At 67.7% G+C, this 20,658-nt stretch carries 17 protein-coding genes and 1 tRNA gene; 9 read left to right on the plus strand and 9 right to left on the minus strand.

Features of this window, described 5'->3' with window-relative positions:
- Positions 1-296: 296 nt before the first annotated feature.
- The 5 genes from thrC to QFZ82_RS13595 form a co-directional block, all read right to left on the minus strand.
- Positions 297-1,367: a threonine synthase gene (gene thrC / locus QFZ82_RS13575; protein WP_307713415.1), complete on the minus strand. Its 1,071-nt coding sequence runs from the start codon at positions 1,365-1,367 to the stop codon at positions 297-299.
- Positions 1,368-1,374: 7 nt separating this feature from the next.
- Positions 1,375-2,667 carry a homoserine dehydrogenase gene (locus QFZ82_RS13580; RefSeq protein ID WP_307713416.1) on the minus strand — a complete coding sequence of 431 codons (1,293 nt, stop codon included), beginning with the start codon at positions 2,665-2,667 and terminating at the stop codon, positions 1,375-1,377.
- A 95-nt stretch (positions 2,668-2,762) separates the two neighbouring features.
- Positions 2,763-4,154 (minus strand): diaminopimelate decarboxylase, encoded by a 1,392-nt coding sequence (lysA, locus tag QFZ82_RS13585; protein ID WP_307713417.1) that lies wholly within the window; start codon positions 4,152-4,154, stop codon positions 2,763-2,765.
- A 14-nt stretch (positions 4,155-4,168) separates the two neighbouring features.
- Positions 4,169-5,128 carry an ArgS-related anticodon-binding protein NrtL gene (nrtL, locus tag QFZ82_RS13590; protein WP_307713418.1) on the minus strand — a complete coding sequence of 320 codons (960 nt, stop codon included), beginning with the start codon at positions 5,126-5,128 and terminating at the stop codon, positions 4,169-4,171.
- Positions 5,129-5,273: 145 nt separating this feature from the next.
- On the minus strand, positions 5,274-5,720 hold the full coding sequence (locus QFZ82_RS13595; protein WP_307713419.1) for a response regulator: 447 nt from the start codon (positions 5,718-5,720) through the stop codon (positions 5,274-5,276).
- 194 nt (positions 5,721-5,914) lie between these two features.
- Here QFZ82_RS13595 and QFZ82_RS13600 point away from each other — a divergent pair.
- The 4 genes from QFZ82_RS13600 (at position 5,915) to QFZ82_RS13620 (ending at position 9,669) form a co-directional block, all read left to right on the plus strand.
- Positions 5,915-5,986: transfer RNA gene (locus QFZ82_RS13600), tRNA-Arg, on the plus strand.
- Positions 5,987-6,282: 296 nt separating this feature from the next.
- Positions 6,283-7,209 carry a restriction endonuclease gene (locus tag QFZ82_RS13605; protein WP_307713420.1) on the plus strand — a complete coding sequence of 309 codons (927 nt, stop codon included), beginning with the start codon at positions 6,283-6,285 and terminating at the stop codon, positions 7,207-7,209.
- A gap of 328 nt (positions 7,210-7,537) precedes the next feature.
- Positions 7,538-8,866: an STAS-like domain-containing protein gene (locus tag QFZ82_RS13615; protein WP_307713421.1), complete on the plus strand. Its 1,329-nt coding sequence runs from the start codon at positions 7,538-7,540 to the stop codon at positions 8,864-8,866.
- 563 nt (positions 8,867-9,429) lie between these two features.
- Positions 9,430-9,669, plus strand: coding sequence for a hypothetical protein (locus QFZ82_RS13620; RefSeq protein WP_307713422.1), 240 nt, complete (start codon positions 9,430-9,432; stop codon positions 9,667-9,669).
- Between the two features lie 7 nt (positions 9,670-9,676).
- Here QFZ82_RS13620 and QFZ82_RS13625 read toward each other — a convergent pair whose 3' ends face one another.
- Positions 9,677-12,979 (minus strand): type ISP restriction/modification enzyme, encoded by a 3,303-nt coding sequence (locus QFZ82_RS13625; RefSeq protein WP_307713423.1) that lies wholly within the window; start codon positions 12,977-12,979, stop codon positions 9,677-9,679.
- Positions 12,980-13,540: 561 nt separating this feature from the next.
- Between QFZ82_RS13625 and QFZ82_RS13630 the strand changes: the two genes are divergently transcribed.
- Together QFZ82_RS13630 and QFZ82_RS13635 are read left to right on the plus strand one after the other, a co-directional pair.
- On the plus strand, positions 13,541-14,155 hold the full coding sequence (locus QFZ82_RS13630) for a hypothetical protein (RefSeq protein WP_307713424.1): 615 nt from the start codon (positions 13,541-13,543) through the stop codon (positions 14,153-14,155).
- A 331-nt stretch (positions 14,156-14,486) separates the two neighbouring features.
- Positions 14,487-15,683 carry a GDSL-type esterase/lipase family protein gene (locus tag QFZ82_RS13635; protein ID WP_307713425.1) on the plus strand — a complete coding sequence of 399 codons (1,197 nt, stop codon included), beginning with the start codon at positions 14,487-14,489 and terminating at the stop codon, positions 15,681-15,683.
- Between the two features lie 309 nt (positions 15,684-15,992).
- On the opposite strand, the gene QFZ82_RS39770 is transcribed toward QFZ82_RS13635, so the two are convergent.
- Entirely contained in the window at positions 15,993-16,067 is a 75-nt protein-coding gene (locus tag QFZ82_RS39770; protein WP_373297613.1) for a 50S ribosomal protein bL37, read from the minus strand.
- A gap of 42 nt (positions 16,068-16,109) precedes the next feature.
- Entirely contained in the window at positions 16,110-17,042 is a 933-nt protein-coding gene (locus QFZ82_RS13640) for a DUF2867 domain-containing protein (RefSeq protein ID WP_307713426.1), read from the minus strand.
- Between the two features lie 51 nt (positions 17,043-17,093).
- Here QFZ82_RS13640 and QFZ82_RS13645 point away from each other — a divergent pair, with 51 nt between their 5' ends.
- Positions 17,094-17,687, plus strand: a complete 594-nt coding sequence (locus tag QFZ82_RS13645; RefSeq protein ID WP_307713427.1) for a TetR/AcrR family transcriptional regulator — start codon at positions 17,094-17,096, stop codon at positions 17,685-17,687.
- A 6-nt stretch (positions 17,688-17,693) separates the two neighbouring features.
- Here QFZ82_RS13645 and QFZ82_RS13650 read toward each other — a convergent pair whose 3' ends face one another.
- Positions 17,694-18,761: a Ku protein gene (locus tag QFZ82_RS13650; protein WP_307713428.1), complete on the minus strand. Its 1,068-nt coding sequence runs from the start codon at positions 18,759-18,761 to the stop codon at positions 17,694-17,696.
- A gap of 41 nt (positions 18,762-18,802) precedes the next feature.
- Here QFZ82_RS13650 and ligD point away from each other — a divergent pair, with 41 nt between their 5' ends.
- Positions 18,803-19,678 (plus strand): non-homologous end-joining DNA ligase, encoded by an 876-nt coding sequence (ligD, locus tag QFZ82_RS13655; protein ID WP_177147560.1) that lies wholly within the window; start codon positions 18,803-18,805, stop codon positions 19,676-19,678.
- Positions 19,675-20,580 (plus strand): RNA ligase family protein, encoded by a 906-nt coding sequence (locus tag QFZ82_RS13660; RefSeq protein WP_307713429.1) that lies wholly within the window; start codon positions 19,675-19,677, stop codon positions 20,578-20,580. The genes ligD and QFZ82_RS13660 overlap by 4 nt, the downstream gene beginning before the upstream one ends.
- Positions 20,581-20,658: the final 78 nt, after the last annotated feature.

The following is a 20,658-nucleotide window of genomic DNA, read 5'->3' on the forward strand; positions in this document are numbered from 1 at the left end:
TCGAGAGGACGAACACCCGATGGCCTCAATGGCAACAACACCGCGGCATATGCGGCGGGGCGGGTTCGGGTACAGCCTATCGAAGGAAGGTTCACCTGCGACATAGGGCGCACGGGAGGCGCACGATGCGTGTCGCGGGCCCCCTGTGCCCCTACCTGTGCCGTTGTCCCGGTTGCCCTACTTTCCAGTAGGACAACCGGGCGGCCGCAAGGGGGCTTTGAGCCGGACCCCGGTCTGCGGGACCCGGCCCGCGGGGCGCCTGCCCGGCCGGTCGGGGCCGGGCAGGGCCGAAGGCTCTAGGCGAGGCCGAGGCGCTCGGCCGCGGCCGCGGCGTCCACCGGGACGGTGACCGGCTGGGGTGCTCCGGCGACGGCCCAGTCGGGGTCCTTGAGGCCGTTGCCGGTGACCGTGCACACGATCTTCTGGCCCGGGTCGACCTTGCCCTGCTCCGCGGCCTTCAGCAGACCGGCGACGGAGGCGGCCGACGCCGGCTCGACGAAGACGCCCTCCTGCGAGGCCAACAGGCGGTAGGCGCGCAGGATCTCACGGTCCGTCACCTCGTCGATGAAGCCGCCCGACTCGTCGCGCGCGGCGAGCGCCTGCTTCCAGGAAGCCGGGTTGCCGATCCGGATCGCGGTGGCGATCGTCGACGGGTCCTTGACGACCTCGCCGCGCACGATCGGCGCGGAGCCGGAGGCCTGGAAGCCCCACATGCGGGGCGTCCGGGACGCCATCTCGTCGCCGGCGTACTCGGTGTAGCCCTTCCAGTACGCCGTGATGTTGCCGGCGTTGCCCACAGGCAGCACATGGATGTCGGGGGCGTCGCCGAGCGCGTCGACGATCTCGAAGGAGGCGGTCTTCTGGCCCTCGATGCGGTACGGGTTGACCGAGTTGACCAGCGCCACCGGATAGTTCTCGGAAAGGCTGCGGGCCAGGTTCAGGCAGTCGTCGAAGTTGCCGTCGACCTGGAGGATCTTCGAGCCGTAGACCAGCGCCTGGCCCATCTTGCCGAGCGCGATCTTCCCCTGCGGGACGAGCACCGCGCAGACCATGCCGGCGCGCACCGCGTAGGCGGCGGCCGACGCGGAGGTGTTGCCGGTGGAGGCGCAGATGACGGCCTGCGCGCCCTCCTCCTTGGCCCGGGTGATGGCCATCGTCATACCGCGGTCCTTGAAGGACCCGGTCGGGTTGGCGCCCTCGACCTTGAGGTGCACCTCGCAGCCCGTGCGCTCGGAGAGGACCTGCGCCGGGACGAGCGGCGTGCCACCCTCACGGAGCGTGACGACGGGCGTCGCGTCCGTGACCGGAAGGCGGTCCCGGTACTCCTCGATGATGCCGCGCCACTGGTGGGTGCCGTTGGTGGTCATGGGTCCCTTACTCCCCTTCAACACGCATGATGCTGGCGACACCGCGCACGGTGTCGAGCTTGCGCAGCGCCTCGACGGTCCCTGACAGGGCGGCGTCGGGCGCGCGGTGGGTGACGACGACGAGCGATGCCTCGCCGTCCTTGCCCTGCTGGCGCACCGTATCGATGGATACGCCGTGCTCGGCGAAGACCGTCGCGACCTGGGCGAGGACGCCCGGCTTGTCGGCCACGTCGAGGCTGATGTGGTACCGCGTCACCACGTCGCCCATGGGGCTCACGGGCAGCTGGGTGTACACGGATTCGCCGGGCCCCGTTGCCTCGGCGAGCTTGTTGCGGCAGACGGCGACGAGGTCGCCGAGGACCGCGGAAGCAGTCGGCGAGCCGCCGGCGCCGGGGCCGTAGAACATCAGCCGGCCGGCGGCCTCGGCCTCGACGAACACCGCGTTGTACGCCTCGCGGACCGATGCCAGCGGGTGGCTGAGCGGGATCATCGCGGGGTGCACGCGCGCGGTGACGGACTGCCCGTCGGCGGCGCGCTCGCAGATGGCGAGCAGCTTGATGGTGCAGCCCATGCGCTTGGCGGAGGCGAAGTCGGCGGCGGTGACCTCGGTCATGCCCTCGCGGTAGACGTCGTCGAGCCGTACGCGGGTGTGGAAGGCGATGCCGGCCAGGATGGCGGCCTTGGCGGCCGCGTCGAACCCTTCGACGTCGGCGGTGGGATCCGCCTCCGCGTACCCCAGGGCCGTCGCCTCGTCCAGCGCCTCGGAGTAGCCGGCCCCGGACGTGTCCATCTTGTCCAGGATGAAGTTCGTCGTGCCGTTGACGATGCCGAGGACGCGGTTGACCTTGTCGCCCGCGAGGGACTCCCGCAGCGGCCTGATCAGCGGGATCGCGCCCGCGACGGCCGCCTCGAAGTACAGGTCGCGGCCGTGCTGCTCGGCGGCGGCGTAGAGCGTCGCCCCGTCCTCGGCGAGGAGCGCCTTGTTGGCGGAGACGACGGACGCGCCGTGCTCGAACGCCGTGGTGATCAGGGCGCGCGCCGGCTCGATGCCGCCGATGACCTCGATGACGACGTCGATGTCGCCGCGTTTGACCAGCGCGGTGGCATCGGTGGTGACGAGCTCGTCGGGGATCCCGGCGCGCGCCTTCCCGGGGCGGCGCACGGCGACCCCGGCGAGCTCCACCGGGGCGCCGATGCGCGCGGCGAGGTCGTCGGCGTGCGTCGTCATGATGCGCGCCACCTCTGAGCCGACCACACCACAGCCCAGCAGCGCCACCTTCAGCGGACGCGTACGCATCATCCGACCTCGTTTCTCTTACTTCTACGGTTGGACCAGTCTCACCCACCGGACCGGAGTTTCTATCCCTCGTCCGGCATGCGAGACATCTATCTCAATTAACCGACGTCGAGACGCAGGAGATCTTCCTCCGTCTCACGCCGGACGATCACCCGCGCCTCGCCGTCCCTGACGGCGACGACGGGCGGGCGAAGTGCGTGGTTGTAGTTGCTGGCCATGGAACGGCAGTACGCGCCGGTGGCCGGCACGGCGATCAGGTCGCCGGGCGCCAGGTCGGCCGGCAGGAACGCGTCCCTGACCACGATGTCGCCGCTCTCACAGTGCTTGCCGACGACACGGCTCAGCATCGGCGCCGCGTCCGACGTCCGCGACACGAGCGCGACGCTGTACTCGGCGTCGTACAGCGCGGTGCGGATGTTGTCCGACATGCCGCCGTCGACGCTGACGTACGTCCGCAGGCCCTCCAGCGGCTTGACCGTACCGACCTCGTACAGCGTGAAGGCCGTCGGCCCGACGATGGCGCGGCCCGGCTCGACGGAGATGCGCGGGGTGCGCAGCCCGGCGGCCTCGCACTCGCGGGTGACGATCTCGCCGAGGGCCTTCGCGATCTCGTGCGGCTCGCGCGGGTCGTCCTCGGGGGTGTACGCGATGCCGAGACCGCCGCCGAGGTCGATCTCGGGCAGTTCCACGCCGTGCTCGTCACGCACCTCGGCCAGCAGCTGCACGACGCGGCGGGCGGAGACCTCGAAGCCGGCCATGTCGAAGATCTGGGACCCGATGTGGGAGTGGATGCCGATGAGCTCGAGACCGTCGAGCCTCAGCGCGCGGCGTACGGCCTCGGCGGCCTGCCCGCCCGCGAGCGCGATGCCGAACTTCTGGTCCTCGTGAGCCGTGGCGATGAACTCGTGCGTGTGCGCCTCGACGCCGACGGTCACCCGGATCTGGACCCGCTGCCGCTTGCCGAGGCCCTGCGCGATGTGCGCGACGCGGACGATCTCCTGGAAGGAGTCGAGCACGATGCGCCCGACGCCCGCGCGCACGGCGCGCTCGATCTCGGCCTCCGACTTGTTGTTGCCGTGGAAGGCGATGCGCTCGGCGGGCATCCCGGCGTCGAGGGCGGTCGTGAGCTCGCCGCCGGAGCACACGTCGAGATGGAGCCCTTCCTCCTTCAGCCACCGGACGACGGCGCGCGAGAGGAACGCCTTCCCCGCGTAGAACACGTCGGCGTCCTTGCCGAACGCCTCGGCCCAGGCACGGCACCGGGCGCGGAAGTCGGTCTCGTCGAGGAAGTACGCGGGCGTGCCGAACTCCTCCGCGAGCCGGGTGACTTCGATCCCGCCGACGGTCACGACACCGTCCGTGTTCCGGGTGACGGTGGTGGACCAGACCTTGCCGTCGAGGGCGTTGAGGTCGGTGGGCGGAGCGGTGTAGTGGCCCTCGGGAAGGACGTCGGCGTGACGGGGCCCGGCGGGGTGGGCGGATCGGCTCATCTGTCTCTCACATCTCACAAGTATTCGGGTGCGCTGATGCCGAGCAGGGACAGGCCACCGGCGAGCACCGTCCCGGCGGCCTCGGCGAGGGCGAGCCGGGAGCGATGGGCGGCCGAGGGTTTCTCGTCCCCGACGGGCAGCACCGTGTGCTGGAAGGCGAGGAGCGCGTCGGCGGTGACGTCCAGGTGCCGCGCGAGCCGGTCGGGCGCGCGCAGCCGGGCCGCGTCGGCGACGACCGCGGGGTGGTCGGCGACGGCAGTGGTCAGGGCGGGGGCGTCGACGTACGCGTCGGGGGCGGCGCCGAAGCCGAGCACGGCGGCGCTCCGGCTGAGGGCCCTGGCGCGGGCGTGGGCGAAGCGCACCCGGTACAGCGGATTGCGCTCGTGCTGCACGAGGAGTCCGTCGGTCCGCGGCCGGTCGTGCGCGGCGGCGGCGAGGAGCGCCCAGCGGGCGGCGTCGCTGCCGAGGGACTCGGGGAGGCCGCCGTGGGGGGCGGGGACGACCGTGACGGTCTCGCCGTCGAGGGGCCGGGCCCCGAGGCGCAGCAGGGTCTGGGCCCAGATGCGGGCGCGCAGCTCGTCGGCGTGCGGGAAGGCGCCCTCGCCGGGGCCGTCGGGCAGGTCGACGCTGCCGGGCATTCCGTACCGCTCGCCCTGGTCGCGCACTGTCGCGAGGAGCCGCTGCTGGGCGCTGCCCGCGAGGGTGAAGTTGAGGAACCCGGGCCCGGTGATCTCGATGCGCTCGATGCCGCCGGTGCGGCCGATCCGCTCCTTGAGGAGCGTGGCGACGTCACCGGCCGGCTGCCCGGCGGGTCCCGCGAGCCGGAGGGCGACGTTGGTGGCGTAGTCCCCGCGCCCGCCGGGCCGGGGCCGCTCGATCCGCACGCTCTCGGGCACGGGCGCCCGCAGCACACCGTCCTCCACCGCACGGCACACGGCGTGCAGGACGGTACGGGAGAGCTCTGCGGGAGTCACGGGACAAGCGTATGGGAGGGAGGGGGTGGCTTTGCGAACCGGTTTCGCCATGCGGTCAGCGGGGGCACCGAGGTCCGGCCCGGGCAGGTGATCAGAGGCAGCTGCGCCGAGCTCTGATCCGGGGCGGTGATCAGCCGCCGGGGGGTCAGCCGCGGGTGCTGCCGGCCCGCCCGGCCTCATGCCTGCCGTCTACGGACGGCGGACCCTCCCGGCGCTCGCGGTGCATCAGCTGCCGCACGATCCGGACGAGCTCGGCGGGCTCGAAGGGCTTGGCGAGAAAGGCGTCCACGCCCGCGGTGATCCCGGACTCGACCTCGTACTGTGTGCACGCACTGATGATCGCGAGCGGGACGTGCCGGATCGCGGGGTCGGCCCGCAGCCGCGCGGCGGTCCGCAGGCCGTCGAGCCGGGGCATGACGACGTCGAGGGTGATCACGTCCGGCCGTACCCGGTGGACGACGTCCAGACACTCGGCACCATCGGCCGCGGTCACGACCTCGAAGCCCTCCAGCTCGAGGTTGACCCTGATCAGCTGCCGAATCACCCGGTTGTCATCGACAACGAGGACTCGGCCGGACGCGTCGCCGGACACAACTCGAGAGTAGGTGCGCGAGCACGGCTGCGTCCGGCTTTTCCCCACTTCCGCCCCGTGCGGGGGACGCGGGGTCACGAGGGGGCGCAGAGGGCGCGTATCAAGGGGGCGTCACGGGCTGGAAATACCTGTTCACAGCGACCCTTCAGGAGCTGGTAGGGTTCTACCCGTCGCCACGCAGCAGCGCGGCGCACGCCCCCGTAGCTCAGGGGATAGAGCAACGGCCTCCGGAGCCGTGTGCGCAGGTTCGAATCCTGCCGGGGGCACTTCGCTTCAACCAGCTAGATCATGCGGTTGACCAGCGTAGATGCCAAGCATGAAGAGCGGGAACCAGTCTCACTGGGTCCCGCTCTTTGTCGTTGTTGCGCGCTGGGCGCGATAGACCTGCGATAGACGCACTCGTATGCAGTCAGAAGCGGCGCCACAGAGGACAGACGGCCAGTCCAAGCGGCGCCCCTCACCGTGGGCTCCCGCGCAGGGCTCACGCAGCCATCAGACGCCCAGGCCGGTGTCAGACCGACCCGCTAGCGTTCGCTTGACTGGCAACTGACAGGGAGAAGCGATGCTGGACTTCACCGAACTGTCCCAGAACGGCGAAGACCTTGAGCTGCTCGTTCGCGAGATAGCCGTGTCCTTGGGCTTCAAAGCGCTCTGGTCTGGAAGAGGTCCAGATGGCGGGCGAGATTTGATTTTGGAAGAGCCGGGAAACCCACATCTCGGCGCAAAGGTCCGCCGCTGGCTCGTTTCCTGCAAACATACGGCCCACGCAAACCAAGGGAAAGGCCGGTCCGTCGGAATCGACGACGTCGGAGCAGATGGCGGAATCGTCGATGCAGTACATCAACACCAGGCACATGCATATCTTCTAGTGTGCTCCACTCAGCCGTCCAGTGCCGTTGTCAGCCGCCTAGAGGCCATTGAGAGAAATAGGGGCATTTCGACGCGAATTTGGGACGGCGTCGACCTGGAAAGACTACTGGACACCGCTAAGGGCTGGGCAATCGCCCAGAGATTCATGCCTCAGAGTGCAGAAGAATGGAAGATCATCAGCACCAGTCAACCTAACCAATACATTGGGCTGACCAGAGGCTACTACATTCGAATCGCCAATCGAATTGGCAGTTTCCTGTACACGGGCATGATGAACGCGTGCCTCGACGCGATGAAAGAGACAACACTCCCTCCGGGGCACGAACTGCGACCACGCGCCGTCTACCATGACGACAAGGGGTCACACATGCACTGGCGAGTCGATTACCTGTATCAGGGTCCAGAAACCCGAGAGGTTCTTCTCGCCATATCACCACCAACACTTATGCAACTTCAGGAAGATCTGACACGACGAGCCGAGAAATCTGAAAACTACTGGGGACTCTCGGCATATTTCGAACTGAGGCCGCAGCGGGTCAGCCGTGGCCATGACCACTTCGATCCGGACCATTATGATTTCTACGAACGAATCCCCTGGAATTTTCACGTATATTACTAGGAATCCTGGATATGACCGCGGCCTGAACACCCCAAACCGCGGCCCCGACAAACGAATCCTGCGTGACGCGCACCGGATCAGAGAAGCTGCCGTTATTCCAAATCAAGTTCCTTTTCGATCTTCCTGTTCATCGCCTCTTCCTGGCCATACAGGCACCCCTCGTAAACGCGGTGGATCACTTCAGGTGAATTGCCGACCCTGCGCGCAACTTCGGCCGCCAGCACGCCAGCGTTCAGCCAGGTGCTGATACAGGTGTGCCGAAGGTCGTACGGACGCCCTCCGAGGGCAGGTCCACAGACCGCCCGACGCGCCGGAAGCTTACGGGGCCATGATCACTCGCGCCAAAGCAGCTCCAGCCCAAAGCCGCTCCACCGACCTCGCAGAATCAGCCTGCACGAAGCCTTACAGCAGGAAGATCATCGAATATCATGACCCTATGTCGCCAAGCCTTTCCTATGCCATCCGCACCATGTCGGGCGCCTCGGACGCGAACTCTTTGATCTCCGCAAGCCGCCGAGCCATGCGTATGGGAGGCTTGTCACTCGACCTAGGGAATACTCATCGAATATACCCGAACGGTGCCGTGCCCATGGCAGCGGCTTTGGAGTATTTTCGCGCAGACGGGCTTCGAATATCGACCAGTCGCCTCAATGCATCAGTCATAAGTACTCGATTCCTGCACCCACTTTCAGCAACACCAGAGAACATTCGGGATCACCCCGCGGGAAATATTGTATGGAAGTACAACGAGGAACAGTCCACCGGTCTATGCAACGCGTTCATCGACATGCTCGAAGAGAACGCACGCTGCGAAACCGGCGTCATCGAGTCTCTCAATTGGTGCCTTTTCGAAGTATTGGACAACGTTTTCCAGCACAGCAAGGCCCCTTACGGATATGCCATGATGCAGATACACGCGAAGCGTCGATGGTGTACGGTCGCGGTCGCGGATTGCGGTATCGGCATCCACAGATCCTTCAAGGAAAGCAACGTCTACGCGGCACAAAATGCATACGAGGCAATAATGCTTTCCGTGCAAGAAAAGGTGACCAGCAAAACCAAGAATATGGGCAATGGCCTCTACGGCCTCATGCGCGTTGTGGGCCTCAACAAGGGTGAGCTGCAGATCCGCTCCGGCAGAGGATGGCTTGAATACCGGGATGGAGAGATAAAAGGAGATTACTCGATGTCGATCCCTCTGGTTGATTTGAATGACCATCATGGCACCACTGTCGACTGGCAACTCGACCTGAGCAAGCGCGTGAGCCTTGCCGAGGCTCTTAACTTCCCCGAGCCGAATCTATTGCTCGAGCGCATAGAAGATCAGACAGGAGAGCACTGCCTTCAGGTTGCTGACTTCGAAGAAGGGCTGGGTACCCGTCGATCAGCAGAGCAGATCCGCAATAAGCTTGTGAATCTACTGAACCTGGGCGCTCCTCGATTGACACTCGACTTCTCAGGAGTTTATGTAGTTTCTTCAAGTTTCGCCGACGAGGTCCTTGGAAAGCTAGCGCTTGAAATGGGAATCGTTGGATTCATGGGTCGCTTCGACCTGAAGGGGATGACGCCCACCGTTTCCGCTATCGTAAATCGAGCGATTTCCCAAAGGATCGCGGAAGGTGACGACCGAACTCCCGGACAAGGCACGCGACATTAGGGGATCTTCTACCCCTCACTACCTGGCGTAGTGCTTCCAGCACGGGTGCCCGATTGTTGGATCCCGGTGGTGTGATGGGTCGTTGGACAAACAGCGGGCCGTGGCTGTGCCGTCGGTGGGAGGGCTCGGTTCGAGGGGATGGAGGGCCGGCCGGTGAGTGACCGCAGTGCAATCAAGAACGCCCCTCAATCTGATCGCACAGAGCGCTAGCGGTCCAAGGCGCGCCCTCTCCCTAGCGAAAATGGGGCACGAGCGTAGGTTGGGTAGCCGTTGGTGGGGCGGCGCCTTCACGGTCGGGCTGTGCGCACAGCGGCCCGAGCGAGCCGGGAATGATGATCTGATTCAGGTGGAAGTTGGGTCGAACTCGGTCCCGATGCACGAGACTGACCCCCTGTGCTGCTAGACATGCATCCGTGCACTCAGCTCTCTCCCCTTCGCAGCTCCAGCTTCTGCAACATCTCGTGCTCGCCGAGGTTCCACGCCCCGATTCGGATCCCGTCTCGGTAGCGGTCCGAGACCTCGAAGAAGCGAGCATCCCGGACGACGTGCAAACTCTCAGCTGGATGGGACTGTTGGAGGTCAGAGGGGAGCGCCTGGCCATCACGCCGCGCGGAAGGGCAGTGCACTTCGAAGCCGAGTGCGCCGTGCTCTCGACGCGCCTGGCCGAGGTGAGCGCCTTCGCCGACGACCTCCAGCGACGCACACCCTCACTCAGTGCAGAACTGCACGCGCTACGCCAGCTCGCCGACGGGGCATGGAACGTGACGGAGGCGATGGCGTACGTGGAGCGTTGGGCGCACTGACCAGGCCCTACGCTTCCTCGCCGGCAGCCGTGGGGAGCACGACTCGGCGGCGTGGTTTGCGGGTCTTGTCGGGGACTGGCAGGATGCCAACCTTCTCAAGGTCAACTGTAGTGATTGTGGGAGCGGCGAGGACGCGGTCCAGCAGGTCCTGCTGGGCGGGCGCGAGGTCAACAAGTCGGCGCAGCACGGAGAGCAGTTCCATGAGCTCCCGCGACCAGTCGGCTGGCCAAGACTCGACATGCAGGTCGTCCAAAGGGCTGGTCTTGCGGCTATTGGGGTTAGCCTTTCGGTATCCGAACCATTTCTTAATGATCTGCATGCCGCCGACGTCGTAGTTCCACACTTCGGCGGGGACAGGGCTGACGTGCCCGCCGCCCAAGTGCAGGGTGCCGGTCATCTCGGCGTACCGGATTTCAGCGGGGACTTCCGCCCCTATGTGTTGGTCGTAACGGAGCCGGCGCGCATCGCCTAGCGGAAAGAGGACGTCTCCGGCCGGTCGGCCATCTTCCGGATCGGCATAGCGCTCCCCGAACGTCGAGACCCACAAGAGGCACTTGCCCAGTTGCACCGCTTCGTGCCACAGGGCGGAATCGCGGGTGAGCGGCAGCCGCACGCCTGGAGTGAGGAGCTCCTCGGTGAACCGCTTGGTGAATCCGGCGTGACCGGCAACAGTCGCCACATATGCAGCCAAATCGTGCACCGTGACGTCGGCGATGCCAAGTTCGGCGGCGAGGTACGCGAGAAGGCGCGGATGCACGTTGGGAGTGCCGTCCGGATGGAGGATCGGCATGATCTTGCCACCGCGGCCGTTGAAATGGTGGGTGTCGGGGAGCAGGGAGGTGGCGACGATCGCCGGCCCGGTTTCGATCTCGTGCGAGGACTGTTGGTTCAGGAAGAGCTGATCTGGCTGCATGGCTTCCCACAACGCCGGCCGGGCGAAGTCGATGACACGGCTATCGGAGATCAGCCACTGCCGGTCGAAGCTCCGCATAGCGATGCGTACCAGGTCAGGCGCCAGGTTTGTTTCGACTGCGAGTTCCTGGGTGTGCTCAGGCTGCCCGGGCAAAGGATCCCTACTGGCGTGCAGCGAACGGTCTCTTGTCTCCTTGAGCAGCTCCGCCTTCTTGGCCAGATCGTTCTCGTGGATCAAACGCGCCCATCGCTTCTCAAGCACCTGCCTGCTGGGGCCGTTGACCCAGGAGCGGTTGGCCTTAATACCCGGGCTTCCCCAGCGGAAGAGATCGTCGAGAGCGGGGTAGTCCTCCCACCCCGTCTCGGTGGTTGGGCGGAAGGGGCGAATAGCATCCGCGTGCGTGTCCTGCCAGCCGTCGTCGTCCAGTCGAATCTCTTTGAGCTGGCGGTACTTGGCGCCTCGCTTGCCGTGGACGGCGCGGTAATGGACACGGGCGGGCCGCTCAGGGTCGGTGTCTTTACTGCGGACGAAGAGGCAGATGGCCAGAGGCTGGGCGACACCCGGGAAGATCCGGCTGGCCACATCCGGGCGGTGCCCCTCCGGAGACAGGTCGATAATCCAGCCCTCGTCACAGGTGCGCCGCAGGTACTCCCGCATGCCACGCCCGCCAGGCCCAGTAGTGAACCCCGAGGGCGTGATGAAGCAGACGACTCCCTGCTGATCCTGAGGATGGGCGTCGAAGACCTTCCACGTCGCCCAGCGCCAGAAGTAGACGTAGAGGTTCTTCAGCACGTGCTCATAGCGACCGTTGCCAGGCCACTTGAAGGCCTGGATAGGCGCCACGCCCTGCGCGGGTGTGCCCTTCTCGACCCAGCCGCCGCGACCCCTGGCCTTGTCGTCGTAGGGCGGGTTGCCGATCGCAACGGTGACCGGAGTGCTGGCCTTCACCTGGTTCGCCCGTTTACGAGACTCCGAGATCACTCCGTACGTCGATGCGAGGGTTTCCTCGGCCAGATACGGGTCGTCCAACGTATCGGTGACGAAAAGCTTCATCCCGTCTGGCGGTGCGACCGCTTGATGCCGCTTAAGCAGATCCGAGGTCCGCAGCTCCGCGACAGCGAAGGGCCCCATCTGCAGCTCGAAACCGATCAGGCGCTTCGCCAGATCACCTATCGCATCCGGCGTTGCTCCGGGGCCGATGTTCTCCGCCGCCCAGGCGGCGACATGTTCAATGACCGCGTGAAGGTACGTGCCTGTTCCCATCGCGGGATCGACGATGCGCACGCTCTCGTCCGCATATCCGTCCGAGCGGCCCAAGCGGGTACGCAGCACGTCCTCGGTGAGGCGCACCATCTCCTCGACCACTTCGCGCGGGGTGTAATACGAGCCGCTCTTCTGCCGTAGCTTCTCGTCGTACACCTCCAGGAACGACTCGTATAGGTGCAGATATGCATCCCGCCGGCCCTTACGAATCGCCGCCCAGTCAACCGCGTCAATCACCTGAATGAGCAGATCGAGGCTGACCTCGAAGCTCACCGTGATGTTGTCGGTGAGGAGTTGAAGGGCCTTGCCCATCAAGGCATGCCCGGCATCCAGCCGCCGACCGACCTCATGCAGCCCCACCCCCTTCAAGGAGATGTCCTCGGTGCGCGCCAGCAACAGCGCGAAAGTCACTGTCTGGGCGTAGCCGTCGGCGAAGGTGGCATCATCGGCCGTCGGAAAGAGCAGCCTGCGCCAGTCGTTCTTCAGCCCTGTGAAGCGCAACTCCTCAGGACGCGCGCCCTCCGCCGCATACCTGCCCTCGAACTCCAATTGCTCCAGGACCGCCGCGCGCAACAGGCGGCACAGCGGCGCAGTGCGCCGAACCAGAGCCGATGCATGGCGGATTGGCTCGGGTACCCAATGCAGGAAAGTCCTCAGGAGACTGTTGAACGCTGCAGGCTCACGCGCGGTTAACGACCGTCCTGCACTGGCCAAATCGCCCTCGAAGACGACCGGAGTGCCAATCTGCTCCCCGGTGCGAAAAAGCCGCCACTCCGTGCCGTTGGTGTAGAGCACGTTCGGCAGGTCACGCAGTCGCTCCCACTGCTTCTTGTTACGCCCCGTGAACTTTTCCGGATCAACAGAATGACCGGGACGCTTGACTTCGATGTAACCGACGATGTCGCCGTGTACCTCAACTGCATAGTCGGGGCGCACACCCACATCACGCAGAGGAGTTTCGGAGTGCCACAGAACGCCGTCCAAGGCCTCGTGACTGCCCACAGTCTCTAGAAGCTTCTGCATCGGCGGGCGGATGGACGCCTCGGGGTCACCCGGCCCGTTCACCATGTCCTTGCACGACGCGCCGAAGGTTGATATGGCCTCCGAGAGCCAGCCGAACTGCTCCTGCGTCACTGCCGCACCCCCACGCACTGCCGATCACGACTTGAGGGTATGTCAGGTCAGCAAGAAAGATCCAGACGAAGTCTCAGCTCGGCCTGTGGAGTTGGGGGCGAGCGTGGAGTATGGCTCGGGTCGACGCTCCGCGCAGCGTAGAGGAGAGGATCAGACGAGGTGGCGCCAGAACGGAACCGTTGCTCTTAGGTCCCAGCTCTCGCCGACGTCACCCCGTGCCTCATCGAATCTTGGTGCATGTGTTGCCAGGGCAAGGACTCAGCCTGCTGTCCACAGACTGCCCAACCGTTAGGAGCCGTGGACCACTCGTGGACGGATCTACGGTGCTCAGCCGATTGCAGGGCGCTGAACAGGAAGGATACTGCGAGGTGCAAGGCCCTCCGGAGCCGTGTGCGCAGGTTCGAATCCTGCCGGGGGCACAGAAGCCGGACCAGCGTGACCATCCCGCTGACCTGCAGAAGTGCCAGACTTCGAGAGCCGGACCCACTCCCGCTGGGTCCGGCTCTTTGTCATGGTTACTCGCTGGTTCCGTACCGACCAGAGCCGTGGAAGGGTGGCCACGTGTCCGTCGATGTCGCGTACCCCGTCCTCCGCACGACCGACCCTGCGCGCGCTTTGCGCGTCGCGCGGCAGTTGCTTGCCCTCGGGGATCTCGCCGACGCGGTGGTCGACGTGGGCGTCGAGCTGGTCACCGTCGAGGGGGTGCTGCGGGTACGCAATGCACTGCCTGACACGTGGTTCGAGCAGCGGCATCCTGGGCAGGCGGGTGGCCGCGGAGGTCTCCTCGGCCTGCACGAGAGCGTGCGGGCGAGCGAACTTCCCACCGGTCCCGCCGCTCTCGCCCCGCATCTACCGCTCTGGGCCTCGGCGTTGGACCAACCGCTCGGCAGCATCGAGGACGCCTTCACTGCCGTAGTGGGCGACAACGTGGGGGAAATCCGCTGGTGGGGCCTGAGCTGGCCGGAGGTCGCCGAGCACGGGATCTACAGGGATCTCCACAACGCCGAGGTCAGATTGCTGTTCAACACCCCGACGCGCGAACTGGACGAACGGGCCGACGAGCACACCGTCCTCGTCCACGTCCGCCGGCAAGGACTCGACGGCTACGAGGAGCACGCGAACTGGCTTGCCCGACAGGTGGGCCAATCCGTCGTCGGCCCTCCCCAGCCGGCTTAGGTCTCCCCCTCCACCATCGCCTCCCCGCCAGCACTCGCTCCGGTCGATCCGCCCCGAGGCCCACTCACGGACGCCCACGCGTCCGTGATCCACGTCACAGCAATGACCGCCACCTCGGGTTACGGGCAGCTCCGGGGTGAGTGGCGGAAAAGAGCCCTCCCCCAGCTCGCCGCGTGACGGAAAAGAAACCTGCACCTACCTAGCGGTAACAAGACGCGACGTGCCAGATTCCGCATGCCACCGGCCGGAGGCTCCCTCATCCGTACGCCACACCCTCGTCGAGAACGACCGGAAAATCGCTCTCTTCCGTGGCCAGCAGCAGGAGTTCGCCGTGTCTGGATTCCGTCTGTTCAGAGTGATGCCACTGACCGCCCGCGGGCAGCGGTGGCTTCGGGCCGCCGTCGCCGGGCCGCTCGCCTTCTGTGGCCTCGTGGCCGCCGGCGCCGGGACCGCGCAGGCCGGGCCCGGGAGCGGGGCGAGTGCGATCGTGGCGCTCGGGGACAGTTACATCTCCGGTGAGGCCGGGCGGTGGCAGGGCAACAGCCTCACCAACGCCGGCAGCAGGGACGGCACCGACCGGGCCTGGACCGGGACCGCGTACGACCCGACGCGGGTGTACGGGACGACCGCCGTGAACGGGTGCCACCGGTCGGACTCCGCGGAGGTGCGCAGCGCCACCGGGACGACCCAGGCGCTGGTGAACCTCGCCTGTTCCGGGGCGACGACGCAGAACGTCTTCCGGGCGTCCAGCGGGGGCATGTGGTTCAAGGGCGAGGCGCCGCAGGCGGACCAACTCGCCGCCGTGGCCGCGACGTACGACGTCAAGGTGATCGCGCTGTCGATCGGCGGCAACGACCTCGGGTTCGCCGACATCATCACGACCTGCGCGAAGGACTACATCCTCTACTACTCGTACTGCCACGACGATCAGCAGGACGTCGTGGACGCGAAGATCGACACCGTGATGGCGAACGTCGGCAAGGCCGTCGACGAGGTCCGCGCGGTGATGTCCGGGGCCGGATACGCGGCCTCCTCGTACCGGATCGTGCTCCAGTCGTACCCGTCGCCGACCCCCCGCGGCAGCGAGAACCGGTACGCGGAGAGCGGCTGGTCGCGGGTGAACACCGGCGGGTGCCCCTTCTGGAATCTGGACGCCGACTGGGCGCGCGACTCGCTCGTGCCGCAGCTCGCCGACCGGTTGAAGGCGCTGGCGGCGGCGAAGGGCACGCAGTTCCTGGATCTGCGGGACATGCTCCAGGGCCGCGAGGTCTGTGCGAAGGCGAGCCGTCCGGTGAGCGCGACGCAGCCGCCGTCGGCCTCGGCCAGCGAGTGGACGCGGTGGATCGACAGCGACGGCACGCAGGGGCCGGTGCAGGAGTCCGCGCACCCCAACTACTACGGGCAGCTGGCCCAGGGGCGCTGCCTTTCGCTGGTCTACGCGAAGCCGACGGGCGACTACAGCTGCCGCAACACGGCCGGGACCGGGGCCTCGGGCATGTATCTGACGGCCCTCTCCGGGACGTCCTGACAGTCAGGAGCCGACCCGGAGCCCGGCGCGGACCGTCCGGGTCGGCTCGCCGGTACCAGGCGACGGGTCGATGAGGTGGGTGCGCGATACGCCATCGGCGTCACCCGTGACCAGGCGGATCCGGTCGAGACCGGCCCAAGCGGCCTCGGTCAGGTCATGGCCGGAGCGTCGCCATTGAAGTGGCCGTCCGGCCGGCGGCGGGTGGCCGGCCCCGTACCCGTGTCCACGTGGACCAGCCAGTACGGGTCATCTGTGCCATACGGTCCCCCCGACCTCAAGCGTCGGCAGACGTATGGGAGTCGGTCAGGATCAGGCGTTGGGCCGCTTGCCGTGGTTCGCGCCCTTCTTCTTGCGGGCGCGTCGCTTGTTGCCTCGCTTGGACATGGCACATCTCCCTCTTTCGGGGCATATCGGGCGCTCGCCAGTCTAGGTTCGGGCCGTGGCTGCCGCATCAGCGCCCGCAGCGCCGGCCTGCGCCTCCCGCGCCAGGCGCACCGGTGCCGGCGGCGCCGCGTAGGCCAGGCGGCGGTGGGTGCGGCTGAGCATCAGGCGGGCCATGAAGGGGTGGAGGCGGCGCACGACGGCCCAGTAGAGCCTGCCGCGCAGGTTGTGGATCCGGACGACGGTGGTGAGGGTGACCGTGTCGTCCTCGATCAGCACCGAGGCGCGGAAGTCGAGATGACTCGCGTCCTCACCGAGCAGCAGTTCGTCCGGGGCGCTCGCCCTGACCTCGTACGGAAGGACATCGCGCCAGGCGGCGGGGGCCTTGGGCATACCGGGGTCGAGCGGGAGCTGCCAGGAGTCGGTGAAATCCGGTGCGTCGAAGGCCCGTCGGGCGAGGACGGCCGCCGCCGGGAACGCCACGACCTTCGGCCGGTACCAGACGGCCCGCCGCATCAGGCGCGTCCAGCGGCTCCAGCGCGCGGGCCGCAGGGGCGCCTCGGGGGTGGCGGCGCGGACGACGTTGTCGAGCAGTTCCTCGATCATCATGTCGTGCATCGGGCGGATGGCGAGCGACCAGAGCAGTGCCTGCCGGAGGTTCTGCTTCTGCTCCAGGACGTGGGTGACGCGGCAGCGGCCGGCGTCGAGGGGCTCCACGGTGAGGGCGTGGTGGCCGCTGTCCGGCGGCGGGAAGTCGAAGCGGATGCCGCGGCCCGGCTCGTAGGCGGCGACCCGGTACTTCACGAAGCCGTGGCCGCCGTCGGCGCCGACACCGAGCGGGCGGTCGAAGCGGATCGGCGGCCAGACGGGGCTCGGGCTCATCGGGTCGTCCGGCGACGAGAGGCGATCGAGCAGGGTGCCGACCACGTCGGCGGGGGCTTCGACGACGCGCTCGTGGACATTGCGTTCCGCGCGCATGGCGCACCTCCATACGGTGGCGTACGTTCAACCGTACGGTAGCGTATGGACATGCCGCACGCAGAGAAAAAGAGCAAGCGGGAGCAGGGACGCCAGCGGCTCACCGCGCGCGACTGGGCCGACGCCGCGCTCGCCGCGATGGCCGAGCGCGGGCTCGCCGCCGTCGCCGTCGAGCCCCTCGCCGCGCGGCTCGGCACCACCAAGGGCAGCTTCTACTGGCACTTCACCAACCGTGAGGCGCTGATCGAGGCAGCCCTGGAGCGCTGGGAGGAGATCTGTACCGAGGAGATCATCACCGCCGTCGAGACCGAGCCCGACCCGGAGCGGCGGCTGCGCACCCTGCTGCGGCAGGCGACGACCTCGGCCGCCGACGACCCGCTGGAGGTGTCGCTGCTCGCGACCGCCGCCCACCCCCAAGTGGCCGCCGTCCTCGGCCGGGTGACGGAGCGCCGGGTCGGGTACGTGGCGCGGCTCTTCGAGGAGTTCGGCTTTCCGGCCGCGGAGGCGCGCACCCGCGGCCTGCTGGCGTACAGCACCTACCTCGGGCACACGCAGCTGGCCCACGCGGTGCCCCACGCCCTGCCGCAGGGCGCGGAGAGGGACGCGTACCTGGAGTCCGTCCTGGACACCCTGCTGAGGCCCTGAGAGCCGTCAGGCCGAACTGCGCCTGCGGGACGCCGTCTTCTTCGCCGCGGGCTCGGACGCCGCCTTGGACGCCGCCTTCTTGGTGGTCGTCTTCGCCGTGGACTTGGCCGTGGACTTCGCCGTGGACTTGGCCGACGCCGTCTTCTTAGCGGTCTTCGCCGTGGACTTGGCCGCCGTCTTCTTGGCCGCTGTCTTCTTCGCTGCCTGCGACGTCGACTTCCTCGCGCCGGACGGCTTGGGCTCCCGCCGGCCCTTGATCGGCGTGACCTCGGCGACCTCGCCCTCCCCGCCCCGCGCCTCCTTCGCCGCGCGCACGCTGTTCTCCAGCGCCGCCATCAGGTCGATGACCTTTCCGCCGGCCCGCTCCTCGGACGGCTCCGCCTCCGGCGCCGTGACCCCGCCCTCCACCTTCGCGGCGATCATGGCCTCGACGGCCTCGCGGTAGTCGTCGTGCAAGGACTCGATGTCGACCTCGCCGAGGGTGTCCATCAGGGCGTCGGCCAGGTCGAGTTCGGCTTCCCGTACGGTCACGTCCGCCTGGGGCGCCACGCTCTCGGGGGCGCGGATCTCGTCGGGCCACAGCAGACCGTGCATGGTGATGACGTCGTCGACGACACGCAGCATGCCGAGCCGTTCCCGGCCGCGCAGCGCGAACTTGGCGACGGCGACCTTGTCGCTGCGCTTGAGCGCCTCGCGCAGCAGCGTGTACGGCTTGGCGGCCGGCACCCCGTTGGCCGAGAGGTAGTAGGCCGCGTCCATCTGCAGCGGATCGATCTCGGAGGACGGCACGAAGGCGACGATCTCGATCGTCTTCGCCGTGGGCAGCGGCAGGGAGGCGAGGTCCTCGTCCGTGATCGGGATCATGGCCCCGTCCGCGTCCTCGTACGCCTTGCCGATCTCGTCGTTCGTCACCTCCTTCTCCTCCAGCTCGCACACCTTGCGGTATCGGATCCGGCCGCCGTCGGCCTCGTGGATCTGCCGGAAGGACACCGAGTGGTTCTCGGTCGCGTTCACGAGCTTGACCGGGATGCTGACCAACCCGAAGGAGATCGCACCGTTCCAGATGGATCGCACGTTTCGTCCCTTCCATCCGGAATTCATGGGATTCTCATCGTATGACGCCGATCACGGAGGTGGATGGGCGGCGGCTGGCGCTCACCAATCTGGAGAAGGTCATCCATCCCGCCACCGGGACGACCAAGGGCGAGATCCTGCACTACTACGCCGTCACGGCCGAGGCGATACTCCCCCACCTCCAGGACCGTCCCGTCTCCTTCCTGCGGTATCCGGACGGCCCCGACGGCCAGGTGTTCTTCACCAAGAACCCGCCGCCCGGCACGCCCGACTGGGTGCGTACGGCCCCCGTCCCCCGGTCGGACGACCCCGGCGCCCGCCAGGTGGTCGTGGACGATCTGGCCTCGCTGGTGTGGGCGGGCAATCTCGTCGTGGAGTTCCACACGCCGCAGTGGCGGGCCGACCGGCCGGCCGTCGCCGACCGCATGGTGTTCGACCTCGACCCCGGCACACCCGCCGGTGTCGCCGAGTGCTGCGAGGTGGCGCTGTGGCTGCGCGAGCGGCTGGCGGCGGACGGACTGGACGCGTACGCCAAGACCTCGGGTTCCAAGGGCCTGCACCTGCTCGTGCCGCTCGTGCCGACGCCGTCCGAGAAGGTGTCGGCCTACGCGAAGGCCCTGGCCAAGGAGGGCGAGGCCGCGATGCCGAAGCTGGTGCTGCACCGGATGACGCGCGCGCTGCGGCCGGGCAAGGTGTTCGTCGACCACAGCCAGAACGCCGCCGCCAAGACGACCGCCACCCCCTACACGCTGCGCGCCCGCGCCGAGCCCACGGTGTCGGCGCCCGTGACGTGGGAGGAGGTGGAGGCGCGGCAGGGGCTCGTCTTCCGCCTCGGGGACATCGCGGCTCGGCTCGACCGGTACGGGGAACTGCTCGGCCCGCTCACCGACCCGGACAGCGCCGGGCAGCTGCCGTGAGCGTTCCCAGGCCGCCGCTGAAGGTCGCGGCGGCGGAGTCGGTGACCGTTCTGCCGCGCGGGGCGGGCCTGGCGTACGAGCCCAAGTTCGACGGTCACCGGATGGTCATCTTCCGGGTGGGCGGGGAGGTGTTGCTGCAGGCCCGTTCGGGACGGATCGTCACGGCCGCCTTCCCCGATCTCGCCGAGGCGGCAGCGCGGCTGCCGGACGGCACGGTGCTCGACGGCGAGGTGGTCGTGTGGCGGGACGGGCGTACGGACTTCGCCGCCGTGCAGAAGCGGGCCGCGGCCACCGCGGGGCGGGCGCCGGGGCTCGCGCGCAGCCTGCCCGCCTCGTACGCCGCCTTCGACCTGCTCGCCGAGGGCGGCGAGGACCTGCGGCGGCTCTCGTACGCCGAGCGGCGGGAGCGGCTGGTCGCGCTGGTGGGCCCGCTCGGACCGCCGCTCCAGCCCGTGCCGATGACGCTGGACGTGGCGGAGGCGGTGACCTGGTTCCGGACGCTGCCCTCGATCGGCGTCGAGGGGCTGGTGGTCAAGCGGCTCGACCAGACGTACCGCAGCGGCGCGCGGGCCTGGCGGAAGCTGCGGCACACGAGCAGCCGGGACGCGGCCGTGGTGGGCTTCACGGGCGGGGCGGCGCGTCCGGCGTCGCTGGTGCTCGTGCTGCCGGACGACGACACGCCGGTGGTGTCGAGCCCGCTGTCCCCGGCGCTGCGGTCCCAGGCGGGGGTGGCCCTGGCCGGGCGGGTGGGCGCCTGTACGGGCACGGCGGTCGCGGTGGGGGTGGGCGAGGTCGGCTACCGGACCGTCGAGGCGGGGCTGACCGCGGAGGTGGAACAGCGCACGACGCGGCACACGGTCACGACGGTGGTGCGGCTGCGGCTTCCCGAGGAATTGGATTAATCAAGTTTGACTAGCATCCCGGCAGGGCAGTACCTTCGGGACGGATCACATAGTCAAGTTTGAACAGTTGACAGGTGA

The sequence above is a fragment of the Streptomyces sp. V4I23 genome (assembly GCF_030817975.1).
In the GTDB taxonomy this organism is placed as follows: Bacteria; Actinomycetota; Actinomycetes; order Streptomycetales; family Streptomycetaceae; genus Streptomyces.